Source organism: Aeromonas sp. MTB (assembly GCF_056632455.1).
In genome coordinates, this window is record NZ_CP147026.1 from 1,898,175 (window position 1) to 1,912,062 (window position 13,888).

Below are 13,888 nucleotides of genomic sequence, written 5' to 3' on the forward strand. Positions count from 1 at the left end.
GAACCCTACCGGCGGTCAGTTGAGGATTATTTGAGAGCCACTTGAAGAGGATTCAATAGCCAGCGTCACCTTATCTTGTCATTTTGGATGTGTAAACATCTGGATGGCTAAACCATCCAATTTCCCATCAGATGAATGAGCATAAGGAAATGAACCTATGACACGAGCACACACCCTGGGCTTCCCCCGTATCGGCGCCAAGCGCGAGCTGAAATTTGCCCTCGAATCCTACTGGCGTGGCGAGACCACTCAGGCCGAACTTGTTGCCGTGGGCAAGACGCTGCGTGAGCGCCACTGGCAGGCCCAGCACGGCGCCGGGGTCAATCTACTGCCGGTGGGCGACTTTGCCTGGTACGATCAGGTGCTCGGTACCAGCCTGCTGGTGGATGCGGTGCCTGCCCGCCACCGTCATGGCGAGACCGATCTCGACACCCTGTTCCGGGTCGCCCGTGGCCGTGCGCCGACCGGCCCGGCGGCGGCCGCCGCCGAGATGACCAAATGGTTCAACACCAACTATCACTATCTGGTGCCGGAATTCAGCCGTGACCAGCGCTTCAAGCTGGGCTGGAGCCAGCTGTTTGACGAGGTGGAAGAGGCCAAGGCTCTGGGGCTGCCGGTCAAGGCGGTGCTGCTGGGACCGGTCTCTTATCTGTGGCTCGGCAAGGAGAAAGAGAGCGGCTTCTCCCGCCTTGAACTGCTCGATCGCCTGCTCATCGTCTATCAGGAGATCCTGGCCAAACTGGCCGCCCAGGGAGTGGAGTGGGTGCAGATCGACGAACCGGCGCTAACGCTGGACTTGCCGGACGAGTGGCGGCTGGCCTACCTCAACGCCTACGAGCGCCTGAGCGGCCCCTGCAAGCTGCTGCTCACCACCTATTTCGGTTCGGTGGCCCATCAGCGCGACATCATCACCAGCCTGAAAGTGGATGGCCTGCATCTGGATCTGGTGGCCGCCCCCGAACAGCTGGAGACCCTGGTGCCGCATCTGCCCGCCCAGTGGGTCATCTCCGCCGGGGTGATCAACGGCCGCAACGTCTGGCGTGCCAATCTGGCCAAGCTGGCGCCGACTCTGAAGGCACTGAAAGCCAAACTCGGCGAGCGGCTCTGGGTGGCCTCATCCTGCTCATTGCTGCATAGCCCGGTGGATTTGACCCTGGAGCAGGAGCTGGATCCCCAGACCCGCAGCTGGTTCGCCTTCGCCTTGCAAAAATGTTTCGAGCTGGGACTGCTCAGAGAGTATCTGGATGGGGGCGAGCTCGACAAAATCACCGCCTACAGCCAGCCCATTGTCGATCGGGAGTCCGACAGCCGGGTGCACAAAAAAGCGGTGCAGTCACGGCTCGCCAGCCTCACCAACGGCGATTTTGATCGCCACAGCCCCTATCCGGTTAGGGCCGAGCTGCAGCGCTCGGATCTCAAGCTGCCGCTGCTCCCCACCACCACCATCGGCTCCTTCCCGCAGACCTCGCAGATCCGGGTATTGCGGCAGGATTGGCGCGCCGGTCGCATCGATGACAGCGCCTACGAGGCGGGTATTAAGGCAGAGATCCGCGATGCCATCGCGCGTCAGGAGGCCATCGGGCTGGACGTGCTGGTGCACGGCGAGGCCGAGCGCAATGACATGGTGGAGTATTTCGGTGAGCTGCTGGATGGCTTTGCCATCACCCGTTTCGGCTGGGTACAGAGCTATGGCTCCCGCTGCGTCAAGCCGCCGGTGATCACCCGTGACATCGACCGCCCGACCCCCATGACGCTCGAATGGACCCGATTTGCCCAGAGCCTGACCGACAAGCCGGTGAAGGGGATGCTGACTGGCCCCGTGACCATCCTCTGCTGGTCCTTTCCGCGGGAAGACGTGAGCCGCGAACAGTCCGCTCTGCAAATCGGGCTGGCCATTCGCGACGAGGTGGCAGATCTGGAATCCGCCGGCATCAAGATCATCCAGATCGACGAACCGGCGATCCGCGAAGGCTTGCCCCTGCGCAAACAGGATCATCAGGCCTATCTCGACTGGGCAGTGCGGGCCTTCCGTCTGAGTGCCAGCCCGGTGGCGGACAGCACCCAGATCCACACCCACATGTGTTACAGCGACTTCAACCTCATCATTGAGGCGGTGGCAGCGCTGGATGCGGATGTGATCACCATCGAGACCAGCCGCAGCCAGATGCAGCTGCTCGAAGCGTTCGAACGCTTCAACTACCCCAACGAGATTGGCCCGGGCGTCTACGACATCCACTCGCCGAACGTGCCGAGCCAGAGCTGGATTGAGGGGTTGCTGCGCAAGGCCGCCAAACAGATCCCGGCCGAGCGGCTCTGGGTCAACCCGGATTGCGGCCTCAAGACCCGCGGCTGGGAAGAGACAGAAGCCGCCCTCAAGGTGATGGTTGATGCCACCAGGGCGCTGCGCGCCGAGCTGGCGTAACCGGCAAGCCGTGACCGCCATCGATAAGGTGGCGTGCTGACAAACGAACAAGAGAGGGGAAGCCACTGCTTCCCCTCTCTTTTTGCTGGCCACTTGTTTCACTGGCTTCTGATCCTTGCCGCAGCCGCTTTGCACTAGGCTCAGAGTTGGCAGAAGTGGATGGAGTCGCGGCCATGAGAGTCAGTCTGGGGAGCGCAATCCTGTGGGGATTGCTGATGTGGCAGAATGCATGGGCGGCGCCAGCGGCCGAGTTGAAGCTGGTCTACTTTGACGACTTTGCCCCATATTCGTGGCGTGACGAACAGGGCAAGATGCGCGGGCTGATGATCGACGTGATGGATCGGGTGGCTGCGCAGATGGGGCTGCGGGTGCACCACGAAGGCTATCCGTGGCAACGGGCGCAAAAACTGGTGCGGATGGCGCAGGCCGATGGTTTTGTCACCATCGCCACCCGGGAGCGGCGCAGCTATACCCTGATTGTGGAAGAGCCGGTCACCACCACTGTGCTAACCATTTTTACCCAGCGAGCCCATCCCCGCATGGCGGAGTTTCAGCGTGCCAGCCGCTTGAGCGACTTCAAATCGCTTACCTTTCTCGACTATTTCGGTAACGGCTGGGGCAAGGAGAACCTGGCGGGCTTCACCGTTCATCACACCATCAATGTCGATAATGTCTTCAAAATGCTGGCGGCGGGGCGGGGGGATCTGATGGTGACCGACCCACTGGTGGCTCGTTTCAAACTCAACCAGCTGGGATTATCCGGGCAGGTGGTCGAGGTGCCGCTGCAGCTTGTCTCTACCCCGTTCAATCTCTGCATCGGCAAGCACTCCCGCTTCAATACCCGGATAACCGAGTTCAACCGTGCCCTGCAACAGCTGCGACAAAGCGGCGAGTTGGCGCGTATCGTCGAACGCTATCGTTGATGCGCGGCCGCCATCTGCGGTTTGCCAACGGCGTGTCTATCTTGGCGTCATATCGGCGATGGTTGCCCAGAAGGCATCGATCAAGGGCCCCTTACTGTGGGGCGGACGGATAAGGCCAATGGTCCAGCAGGCTTCCCCGTCTCTCAGGGGCAGGGTGAGCACATCCGGGTGCTCTATGGTGGTGGAGGAGGGAACCAGGGTCCAGGCGATCTCTGCCGCCGCGGTGGCAACACCGGCGGCGAAGTCGTTGACGTACTGGATATCGCGAAAACGCAGCCCGCTCTGGGCCAGATAGTTCATCAGGTGATCGTAAAACGATGGAGCCTTGTCCCTACGCAGGATCGCCAGCGGCTTGTCCACCAGATCCGCCAACCCCCTCACATCGCGGTAGCTGGCGGGCAGCACGGCGACAAAGTGGGCTTCGAACACCGGCAGGGCGTGCCACCCCTTGGGGGCGGGCAGGCGGCAAAAACCGAGATCCAGCTTGCCTTCACTGAGCGCCAGTAGCTGGTGGTGGGTGGAGAGATCGTTGAGCTCGATGGTCACCTGCGGCCGCTCGGCGCGAAAACGGGCGATGGCGGCGGGCACCAGGATTTTGGTGGCCACGCCAAAGCCGATGCGCAGGGTGCCGACATTGCCCGCCAGCACGTCGCGGGCGGAGCGCGAGAGCTGCTCGCTCTGGATGACCAGGTTGCGGGCATCCTCATACAGCGCCCTGCCCAGTCCGGTGAGGCGAGTGGTACTGGCGTTGCGCTCGAACAGCTCGCCGCCCAGCTCCTCTTCCAGCCGTCTGATCTGTTTGCTCAGGGCCGACTGGGTAACATGCTGGCGCACCGCCGCCTGGCCGAAGTGCAGCACCTCCCCCAGAGTGACGAAGGCTTTCAGATCCCGTAGCTCCATCAGGGCTCCTTTCATTCCTGTTGGGAATGTTGAGTGGTCAAATTTGTCATTGGACGGAATTTTAGAAGTGATGGATGCTTATGCCAATTCATTTCGGGTGCCCAGACAGGGGGCGCCGAGTTATCAGAGATGGCTGACACCATCAGCGCAGAAGGAGCAACACCAGATGCATCACCACAAGTTCAACGACTTCCCGAGCGATTTTCTGTGGGGCGCCGCATCCGCCGCCTATCAGGTGGAGGGGGGCTGGAATGCCGATGGCAAGGGGCCCTCGGTGTGGGATCTCTTCACCAAGCTGCCGGGCAAGACCTTTGAGGGGAGCAACGGCGATGTGGCGGTGGATCACTACCACCGCATGGAAGAGGACGTGGCGCTGATGGCCGAGATGGGGCTCAAGGCTTACCGCTTCTCGGTGAGCTGGCCGCGCATCTATCCCACCGGTCGGGGGGAGGTGAACGAGGCGGGTCTGGCCTTCTACGAGAAGCTGATCGATACCCTCTTGGCCCACCAGATCGAGCCGGTACTGACCCTTTATCACTGGGATCTGCCGCAGGCGCTGCAGGATGAGTACGGCGGTTGGGAAGACCGACGCATTATCGAGGATTTCGAGCGCTACTGCGTGACCCTCTATCAGCGCTTTGCCGGCAAGGTGAAGTACTGGGTCTCTCTCAACGAGCAGAACTACAACCTGACTAACGCCTATCAGCTCGGCACCCATCCGCCCGCTGTGCAGGATCGCAAGCGCTTCTTTGCCGCCAACCATATCGCGTTTCTGGCCAACGCCCGGGTGATCAAGGCCTTTCGCCAGCATGTGCCAAATGGCCTCATCGGCCCGAGCTTTGCCTACTCCCCTGCCTATCCGGCGTCGTGCGACCCGAAAGATATGCTGGCCTACGAGAACGCCGAGGAGTTCAACAACCTCTGGTGGCTGGATGCCTACTGCTTTGGCCGCTATCCCCAGGCGGCGCTCGCTTACTTGCGGGAAAACGGCGAGGCGCCGGAGATCCTGCCGGGCGATATGGAGCTGCTGCGCGAGGGGACGCCCGACTACATCGGCGTCAACTACTACTACACCCTGACCTACACAGATAACCCCTTGGGCGGTCAGACCCTGCAGCGGATCAACACCACCGGCAAGAAGGGTACTACGCCATCGAGCGGCATCCCCGGCCTCTACAAGACAGCGCCCAATCCGCACCTTGAGACCAGTAACTGGGACTGGGCCATCGATCCGACCGGGATGCGTATCGCCCTGCGTCGCCTCTCTTCCCGTTATGGCCTGCCGCTGATGATCACCGAGAACGGTCTTGGCGAGTTCGACAAGCTGGAGGCGGGCGACAAGGTGAACGATGAGTACCGCATCGATTACCTGCGCAGCCACGTCAAGGCGTGCCAGGAGGCTATGCAGGATGGGGTGGAATTGCTCGGCTACTGCGCCTGGTCGTTCACCGACATCCTGAGCTGGCTCAACGGCTATCAGAAGCGCTACGGCTTCGTCTATGTGGAGCGTGACGAGCAGGGGGGCTCCCTTCGCCGGATCAAGAAAGCGAGCTTCCACTGGTACAGCCAGGTGATTGCGAGCCAGGGCAAGCAGCTCTGACGATGTATCGCGTCGCGTAACCAGCGGGCCCGGGCAATCCCCGGGCCCGTGCTGTTTGTGGCGGGGGAGCGGGGATAAGCCGGTTTCTCAACGTGCGACTCATCCCTGTTTGCTGATTTTTGTCCTGCCAAAGCCGCCGACCCCTGCTATTATCTGCGGCCGAACATGAGCCAATAAAAATCAGGATATCGTGATGACTGACCACACTTTTATTCCCGGCAAGGACGCGGCGCTGGAAGACTCCATCGAACGCTTCCAGACCAAGCTGCAAGCCTTGGGCTTTGATATTGAAGAGGCCTCCTGGCTCAACCCCGTGCCGAACGTCTGGTCGGTGCATATTCGCGACAAAGAGTGCGCCCTCTGCTTCACCAACGGCAAGGGTGCCAGCAAGAAGGCGGCCCTCGCGTCTGCCCTTGGCGAATATTTCGAGCGTCTCTCCACCAACTACTTCTTCGCCGACTTCTATCTGGGCGAGCAGGTCGCCAACGGCGATTTCGTTCACTACCCGAACGAAAAGTGGTTCCCCATCGAGGGTGACCAGTTCCCGGCCGGTCTGCTCGACAGCTTCACTCGCAAGTTTTACAACCCGGACGGTGAAGTGACCGCCGACATGCTGGTGGATCTGCAGTCAAACAACGAAGAGCGCGGTATCGTCGCCCTGCCGTTCGAGCGTCAGTCCGATCACGAGACCGTCTACATCCCGATGAACATCATCGGCAACCTCTATGTCTCCAACGGCATGAGCGCTGGCAACACCAAGACCGAAGCGCGCACCCAGGCGCTCTCCGAAGTGTTCGAGCGCCACGTGAAGAACAAGATCATCGCCGAGGCCATCAGCTTGCCGCTGATCCCGGACGAGGTGATTGCCCGTTATCCGGGGATTGCCGCCTCCATCGCCGCCCTCGAAGCGGAAGGCTTCCCCATTTACAGCTTCGATGCTTCCCTGGGTGGCCGCTATCCGGTCATCTGTGTGGTGCTGCTCAACCCGAGCAACGGTACCTGCTTTGCCTCCTTCGGCGCCCACCCGCGCTTCGAAGTGGCCTTCGAGCGGACCGTCACCGAGCTGCTGCAGGGCCGCGGTCTCAAAGATCTCGACGTGTTTGTGCCACCGTCATTCGACAACGAGCAGGTGGCGGATCACCACAACCTCGAGACCCACTTCATCGACTCCTCGGGCCTTATCAGCTGGGATCTGTTCAAGCAGGATGCGGACTTCGAGTTTGCCGACTGGGATTTTCGCGGCACCTCGCAGGAGGAGTTTGATCACCTGATCGGCATCTTCCACGAGCTGGAGCAGCCGGTCTATATCGCCGACTACGAGCATCTGGGTGTCTACGCCTGCCGCATTCTGGTGCCCGGCATGTCCGACATCTATCCGGCCGAAGATCTGCTGCTGGCCAACAACAATATGGGCGCCAACCTGCGCGAAGTGATCCTGGCACTGCCATCACTTGATTGGGATGCCGAGCAGTACATGGCGTTGTTTGATCAACTGGATGAAGAGGGGCACGACGAGCGTACCCGTGTACGCGAGCTGCTGGGCATCGCCGCTGCCAAGGGGACCGCGCTGCACACTCTGCGCGTTGGCGAGCTGAAAGCCATGCTGGCGCTGGCCGCCGGTGAGCTGGAGACCGCACTGGATCTCATCGACTGGACCATGGAGTTCAACCAGTCGGTGTTTACTGCCGAGCGTGCCAGCTACTACCGCGCCCTGCGTGCCTGCGTCGAGTTGTTCCTCGACGAGGAGCGGGATCCGCAGCAGTATCGCGCCGTCTTCACCCGCATGTATGGTGAAGAGACGCTGGCACAGGCATGGGCCAACGCCACTGGCGAAGCACGCTTCCACGGTCTGGAAGCGGCCGACCTGTCCCTCTCCCAGTTCCCGCTGCACCAGAAGCTGCTGGCGGCCTACGAGAAGCTGCAGAAGGCCAAGCGAGCCCATCACTGGGCGTGATCGTTGCTGTAAAGGAAGGGGCCGAGTGGCCCCTTCTGTTTATCGTGCGGCAAGGCACGGGATAGTTATTCAAAGATGAAATAAAAAACAAAAAATACCCCTAAGGGGGTTAATGGCAGGGCAGGGGATGTGCTGTCGATCTGCAAAGATATCTTGCCAATGCCACATTTCCATGCTCTGGAATAAATTCTTTAAAATCATTGCATTAAAAATGTGATATTTCTGTTTCAGCTGATACCTGGTGTAAAGTGGCGTAGCCATCGCACTAAAATATTTGTAGTAAAATTACATTCGCACTCTGATAAACTTGATCAATGTCAATTTTGGCTATTTGGCCCTTTGTTATGATTTCAACAGGCAAAACATTCAGGTAGAAAATAATTGAAAGCTGAATCTCCATTCGATTGTCTCAAGCCCGAAGCCATCGCTGCACTGGCTGAAGACATCACCTATGCCAAGGCTACCAAGCCGGCATACAAGGTCATTCCACTGGCCATTACCGCAGGCGCTTTCATCGCCATCGCATTTATCTTCTACATCACAGTGACGACCGGAACCGGCTCCATGCCTTGGGGTATGGCCAAGTTGGTTGGCGGTCTCTGCTTCTCTCTCGGACTTATTCTCTGTGTGCTGCTCGGTGCCGAGTTGTTCACCTCCACCACCCTGACGCTGGTGGCCAAGGCTGCCAATCGCATCAGCTGGGCTCAGCTGCTCAAGAACTGGGGTCTGGTCTACTTCGGCAACCTGATTGGCGGTCTGCTGATGGTGGCGCTGATCATCGTTTCTGCCGAGTACACGGCCGCAGACGGTCAGTGGGGTCTCAATGCCCTCAAAGTGGCCCAACACAAAATTCACCACACCTTCTTTGAAGCGGTGGCGCTGGGTATCCTCTGTAACCTGATGGTATGTCTTGCTGCCTGGATGGCTTTTGGAGCCCGCAGCGCGACTGACAAGGTAGTGGTTATGCTGCTGCCGGTTGCTATGTTCGTTGCCTCAGGTTTCGAGCACAGCATCGCAAACATGTTTATGATTCCGGTTGGTATCGCTATCCACAGCGTGGCTAGTCCGGAATTTTGGCAGGCCATCGGCCAGGATCCGGCAACCTTTGCTGACCTGACCGTATCCAACTTCGTCCTACACAACCTCATCCCCGTGACCATCGGCAATATCATCGGTGGTGGCGTGATGGTTGGTCTGACTTACTGGTTTATCTTCCGTCGTCATCATTAAGGATGATTGCGGGATACTACATCAATACCGTGTGAGGTAATGAAAAATGGCAGAACTTAACGAACAGTTCCAAAAAGCATGGGAAGGCTTCGCGGCCGGTGAATGGCAGACCTCTGTCAACACCCGTGACTTCATCCAGAAGAACTACACCCCGTATGAAGGTGACGAGTCCTTCCTGGCTGGCGCGACCGAAGCGACCACCAAGCTGTGGGACAAGGTCATGGAAGGGATCAAAATCGAGAACCGCACTCATGCGCCGGTTGATTTTGATACTGACCTGCCCTCCACCATTACCGCACACGATGCCGGTTATATCGATCAGAGCCTGGAGCAGATCGTTGGTCTGCAGACTGACAAGCCGCTGAAGCGCGCCATCATCGCCAACGGCGGTATCAAGATGGTTAAAACTTCTTGCGAAGTGTACGGTCGTCAACTGGACCCGATGGTCGAGAAGATCTTCACCGAATACCGCAAGACTCACAACCAGGGCGTGTTTGACGTTTACACCAAAGACATCCTGAACTGCCGCAAGTCTGGTGTTATCACCGGTCTGCCGGATGCCTACGGCCGTGGCCGTATCATCGGTGACTACCGTCGTGTTGCCCTGTACGGTGTTGACTTCCTGATGGCCGACAAACTGGCCCAGTTCAAGTCCCTGCAAGCTGACCTGGAAAACGGCGTCAACCTGGAAGCCACCATCCGTCTGCGCGAAGAGATCTCCGAGCAGCACCGTGCCCTGGCACAGATGAAGGTGATGGCTGCTAAGTACGGTTGCGATATCTCCGTACCGGCCAAGAACGCTAAAGAAGCCGTACAGTGGACCTACTTCGCCTACCTGGCGGCAGTCAAGTCCCAGAACGGTGCAGCCATGTCCTTCGGTCGTACCTCCAGCTTCCTGGATATCTACATCGAGCGTGACCTGCAGAAAGGCCTGATCACCGAGCAAGAAGCACAGGAGCTGATGGACCACATGGTCATGAAGCTGCGTATGGTTCGCTTCCTGCGTACTCCGGAATACGATTCACTGTTCTCCGGCGACCCGATGTGGGCGACCGAGACCCTGGCTGGTATGGGCGTTGACGGCCGTACTCTGGTCACCAAGAACAGCTTCCGTATGCTGAACACCCTGTACACCATGGGCCCGTCCCCTGAGCCGAACCTGACCATCCTGTGGTCCGAGAAGCTGCCGGTCGGTTTCAAGAAGTACTGTGCCAAGGTATCCATCGAGACCTCTTCCGTTCAGTACGAGAACGACGATCTGATGCGTCCGGATTTCAACAACGATGACTACGCCATCGCTTGCTGTGTATCCCCGATGATCGTTGGTAAGCAGATGCAGTTCTTCGGTGCTCGTGCCAACCTGGCCAAAACCATGCTGTATGCAATCAACGGTGGTATGGACGAGAAGCTCAAGATCCAGGTCGGTCCGAAAACCGAGATGGTCAAGTCCGAGTACCTCGACTACAACGACGTAATGGATCGTCTGGACCACTTCATGGATTGGCTGGCCAAGCAATACGTTGCTGCGCTGAACATCATCCACTACATGCACGACAAGTACAGCTACGAAGCCTCTCTGATGGCGCTGCACGACCGTGACGTATATCGCACCATGGCGTGTGGTATCGCTGGTCTGTCCGTAGCCGCTGACTCTCTGTCTGCCATCAAGTACGCCAAGGTCAAGCCGATTCGTGACGAAGATGGCGTTGCCATCGACTTCGAAATCGAAGGCGAATACCCGCAGTTCGGTAACAACGACGCTCGCGTCGATGATATCGCCTGTGACCTGGTTGAGCGCTTCATGAAGAAGATTCAGAAGCTGAACACCTACCGTGGTGCTGTTGCTACCCAGTCTGTTCTGACCATCACTTCCAACGTGGTATATGGCAAGAAGACCGGTAACACCCCGGATGGCCGTCGTGCTGGTGCTCCGTTCGGCCCGGGTGCAAACCCGATGCACGGTCGTGACCAGAAAGGTGCTGTTGCTTCCCTGACTTCCGTAGCCAAGCTGCCGTTCGCTTACGCTAAAGATGGTATCTCCTATACCTTCTCCATCGTTCCGAACGCACTGGGTAAAGATATGGAAGCCCAGAAAGCCAACTTGGCTGGCCTGATGGACGGTTACTTCCACCACGAATCCAACGTAGAGGGTGGTCAGCACCTGAACGTTAACGTGATGAACCGTGAAATGCTGCTGGACGCCATGGAAAACCCGGAGAAATATCCGCAGTTGACCATCCGCGTATCCGGTTATGCCGTTCGCTTCAACTCTTTGACCAAAGAGCAACAGCAAGACGTCATCACCCGTACCTTCACTGCTTCTCTGTAATCGAGACATAGTGAGCAAAAACCGGCGCCAAGGCGCCGGTTTTTTTATGCGTGCGATTCAGGGGGAGTAATCATCCCCTGTGAATCGCCCCCAGTTCCATCGCAACCACAACAGTTGTTACTGGGTATTTGAAGAGGATTAAGGGGAGGGGCTCACCAGGATTGACCTAGGCCCCGTTTGTAATGCGATTATGCTTTATTCGCGCTCTAAGGGGATAGGCGGTTGATTTGCCTGCCATTGCATCAGTGTTGCTATGGCTCGTGGAACAGCTGATCAGGTTTAAGGGGTGAACAGAGGCGCTATCGCGGGTATCAAGCAATACCCATAAGCCTGTGACTATGGAATCATTCTCTGCCTCTGCCTCTGCCTCTGCCTCTGCCTCTGCCTCTGCCTCTGCCTCTGCCTCTGCCTCTGCCTCTGCCTCTGCCTCTGCCTCTGCCTCTGCCTCTGCCTCTGCCTCTGCCTCTCTCAATGTGCAGTTGGGAGGGGGTCTGGTTTAGCCAGCCAGATATGTGTGAAGCTACAAACCCTGCTTGCAGAAACAACAAGGGCTGCACATTGTGCAGCCCTTGCCTCTGGAGAGTAGCGGGTTGAGCGTGTCAGCTGGCCCAGGTGATGATGTGATCGATCCATTCACCCGCCTGATCCTCGTGAATGACTTTGCCACGGACGGATTGACCAGCCTGATGCATCGCGGAACGACTGCCGGTCAGCAGAGGATGCCACTCTGGAAGAGCGTCACCTTCAGACAGCAGGCGATATGCGCAGGTTGAGGGGAGCCAGTCATATTCGGCGATCTTGTCATGGGTGATCTGCAGACAGTCAGGCTCTTTTTTGAAACGATTGGCGTAATCAGAGCACTGACAGGTCTTGGTGTTAAGCAAATTGCAGGCGACATTGGTGAAAACCAGTTCGTCGGTATCTTCATCGATCAGCTTGTTGAGGCAGCATTTTCCGCAACCATCGCAGAGGGATTCCCATTCGGATTCAGTCATCTGCTGCAGACTCTTGGTCTGCCAAAAGGGGGCTTGCATCATACCGCTCACTTATTACACCTGATAAAACGCGTGGTTATACCCCTTGTTACCCGGTATTTCAAGGAGAGGGTCACTCCGGTGGGCAAATTGTCGTGATCAGCTCAAATGAATGCAATGACTTTCAGCCTCATCATATTGCTCAAACGGGTTCGCTGGTGGGCAGGAAGTTCCGCAGGTTTGAATACTTGGGCTGCATGATTGTCCAGTTCAGGTTTTATTTTCTGCTTCTTTATCCGTTACATCTTTTGATGTTTGTCTGCTTGCAGCAAGCAGGGTCAAATGATCTCCGATGCCTACCGTCAGGCTGTTGCAAGCTTGTCTTTCAAATAAAGCCGCTGGTCACATATTGTTTGCGCCCTTCTGTCACTGCGACCCGCGGGAGAGCCTGCGTAGGCGTTCGTTTTTTGTCTTAATGATTGAGATAGATATCTTGCTCTGAATAGGCCAGCAGAGGTGTGCCGAGGTTAGTCCGTTTCGCGCCAAAGAAGCGGGTGAGTACGCCAGATTGCTGTCCCAGTCGCTGCAGCTTGACGTGATCCAGCTCGATCTGCTCGGGTAGCCAGGTAAATACGGCGGCGCAGTGACCATTGCCCAGACTGCGCTCCAGGGTTTGCTGCCAGTTCTTGATTTTGGGGCTATGTACCACCAGCACTCTCTTGGGATCGATACCTCGCTCTTCCAGACGGCTGACTGTGGGGCGTCCCGGCGGGGCGATCAACAAGATCCAGCCGGTATGAGCCTCCCCAAGCTTTGTCAGCTCGCTCAGAAACTGATCATCAGACTGGATAGTCACACCATAATGAGCCAACTCCGCTTTGCAGGCGGTTCTGGTTGGCCAGGGCTTGCTCATGACACGATTCATCGCAAAGGGCAGTGAGTGCAGGGGCTGGTTCATATATGGGGTTCCTGTATGAATATCCAAGCTGTATGCGCATACAGTAGTTCTATCCTGTGGCAGTGACAAGGTGTTTTTGCTGAAAAATGTGATGGTGTTGGCATGTGTCGTTAGTAAGGTTATGTTTTTAAACACTATTTAATATAAAGCTGGTTGGGTGTTTTTCGTACTATGGACAAACCTTGCGTAACCGCCCATGGTTATACAGGTCATTTACAGGAGGTGCCGCCATGGATATCAGTACCTTGCAACGTCTTGATGCCAACATCTTGCTGGGCATCATCAATGAGAAGCTAAGGCTTGAGTGTGACGGGTTGGAGGAGCTGCTGGCCTATTACGATATGAGTGAAGAGCAGTTGGCAGGACGTCTGGATCAGATTGGGTACCATTACGATCCATTGAGCAATCAGTTCAAAGCACATCTTTAAGGGAGCAATGATTGCTTCATATTTATACGGTAATTTTTCAGGCACATTGAAACCGGTTTCAATGTGCCGTCTTGCTGCCTATTTTCAGGGATTTTCAAGGCTTGGCAATCTCTGAAAACCTATTCATGCCAGAATATTTTTATTGTTTCATTAAGTTTATGATAATAAAG

Annotated in this window: 10 protein-coding genes; 7 read left to right on the top strand and 3 right to left on the bottom strand. The window is 57.1% G+C overall.

All coding sequences use genetic code 11. From position 1 onward, the window contains the following. Positions 1-157 precede the first annotated feature (157 nt). Entirely contained in the window at positions 158-2,422 is a 2,265-nt protein-coding gene (gene metE, locus WBR25_RS08775) for a 5-methyltetrahydropteroyltriglutamate--homocysteine S-methyltransferase (RefSeq protein ID WP_479749689.1), read from the top strand. A gap of 173 nt (positions 2,423-2,595) precedes the next feature. Next, positions 2,596-3,345 carry a substrate-binding periplasmic protein gene (locus tag WBR25_RS08780; RefSeq protein ID WP_479749690.1) on the top strand — a complete coding sequence of 250 codons (750 nt, stop codon included), beginning with the start codon at positions 2,596-2,598 and terminating at the stop codon, positions 3,343-3,345. A gap of 36 nt (positions 3,346-3,381) precedes the next feature. On the opposite strand, the gene WBR25_RS08785 is transcribed toward WBR25_RS08780, so the two are convergent. Continuing rightward, complete coding sequence (locus WBR25_RS08785) at positions 3,382-4,245, bottom strand: LysR family transcriptional regulator (RefSeq protein ID WP_479749691.1); 864 nt, start codon at positions 4,243-4,245, stop codon at positions 3,382-3,384. Between the two features lie 166 nt (positions 4,246-4,411). Between WBR25_RS08785 and WBR25_RS08790 the strand changes: the two genes are divergently transcribed. The 4 genes from WBR25_RS08790 to pflB all read left to right on the top strand — a co-directional run bounded on the left by WBR25_RS08790 (position 4,412) and on the right by pflB (position 11,358). Then, positions 4,412-5,845 carry a glycoside hydrolase family 1 protein gene (locus WBR25_RS08790; RefSeq protein WP_021231363.1) on the top strand — a complete coding sequence of 478 codons (1,434 nt, stop codon included), beginning with the start codon at positions 4,412-4,414 and terminating at the stop codon, positions 5,843-5,845. Positions 5,846-6,038: 193 nt separating this feature from the next. Next, positions 6,039-7,799 carry a 30S ribosomal protein S12 methylthiotransferase accessory factor YcaO gene (ycaO, locus tag WBR25_RS08795; protein ID WP_479749692.1) on the top strand — a complete coding sequence of 587 codons (1,761 nt, stop codon included), beginning with the start codon at positions 6,039-6,041 and terminating at the stop codon, positions 7,797-7,799. Positions 7,800-8,180: 381 nt separating this feature from the next. Further along, positions 8,181-9,029: a formate transporter FocA gene (gene focA / locus WBR25_RS08800; protein ID WP_005333620.1), complete on the top strand. Its 849-nt coding sequence runs from the start codon at positions 8,181-8,183 to the stop codon at positions 9,027-9,029. 46 nt (positions 9,030-9,075) lie between these two features. Continuing rightward, positions 9,076-11,358, top strand: coding sequence for a formate C-acetyltransferase (gene pflB / locus WBR25_RS08805; protein WP_005352571.1), 2,283 nt, complete (start codon positions 9,076-9,078; stop codon positions 11,356-11,358). A 599-nt stretch (positions 11,359-11,957) separates the two neighbouring features. On the opposite strand, the gene WBR25_RS08810 is transcribed toward pflB, so the two are convergent. Together WBR25_RS08810 and WBR25_RS08815 are read right to left on the bottom strand one after the other, a co-directional pair. Next, positions 11,958-12,392 carry a YcgN family cysteine cluster protein gene (locus WBR25_RS08810; protein ID WP_005352569.1) on the bottom strand — a complete coding sequence of 145 codons (435 nt, stop codon included), beginning with the start codon at positions 12,390-12,392 and terminating at the stop codon, positions 11,958-11,960. Positions 12,393-12,804: 412 nt separating this feature from the next. Next, positions 12,805-13,290 carry a hypothetical protein gene (locus tag WBR25_RS08815; RefSeq protein WP_064335890.1) on the bottom strand — a complete coding sequence of 162 codons (486 nt, stop codon included), beginning with the start codon at positions 13,288-13,290 and terminating at the stop codon, positions 12,805-12,807. Between the two features lie 230 nt (positions 13,291-13,520). Between WBR25_RS08815 and WBR25_RS08820 the strand changes: the two genes are divergently transcribed. After that, the gene (locus WBR25_RS08820) at positions 13,521-13,718 is read left to right on the top strand and encodes a DUF4250 domain-containing protein (protein WP_005333612.1); all 198 of its coding nucleotides are present in this window, start codon (positions 13,521-13,523) and stop codon (positions 13,716-13,718) included. Positions 13,719-13,888 lie beyond the last annotated feature (170 nt).

Bases quoted from the DNA above. Each gene is read 5' to 3' on its own strand.
- WBR25_RS08810 (WP_005352569.1), bottom strand. From the start codon at position 12,392: ATGCAAGCCCCCTTTTGGCAGACCAAGAGTCTGCAGCAGATGACTGAA.
- WBR25_RS08785 (WP_479749691.1), bottom strand. From the start codon at position 4,245: ATGGAGCTACGGGATCTGAAAGCCTTCGTCACTCTGGGGGAGGTGCTG.
- ycaO (WP_479749692.1), top strand. From the start codon at position 6,039: ATGACTGACCACACTTTTATTCCCGGCAAGGACGCGGCGCTGGAAGAC.
- WBR25_RS08820 (WP_005333612.1), top strand. From the start codon at position 13,521: ATGGATATCAGTACCTTGCAACGTCTTGATGCCAACATCTTGCTGGGC.
- pflB (WP_005352571.1), top strand. From the start codon at position 9,076: ATGGCAGAACTTAACGAACAGTTCCAAAAAGCATGGGAAGGCTTCGCG.
- WBR25_RS08815 (WP_064335890.1), bottom strand. From the start codon at position 13,290: ATGAACCAGCCCCTGCACTCACTGCCCTTTGCGATGAATCGTGTCATG.
- WBR25_RS08790 (WP_021231363.1), top strand. From the start codon at position 4,412: ATGCATCACCACAAGTTCAACGACTTCCCGAGCGATTTTCTGTGGGGC.
- WBR25_RS08780 (WP_479749690.1), top strand. From the start codon at position 2,596: ATGAGAGTCAGTCTGGGGAGCGCAATCCTGTGGGGATTGCTGATGTGG.
- metE (WP_479749689.1), top strand. From the start codon at position 158: ATGACACGAGCACACACCCTGGGCTTCCCCCGTATCGGCGCCAAGCGC.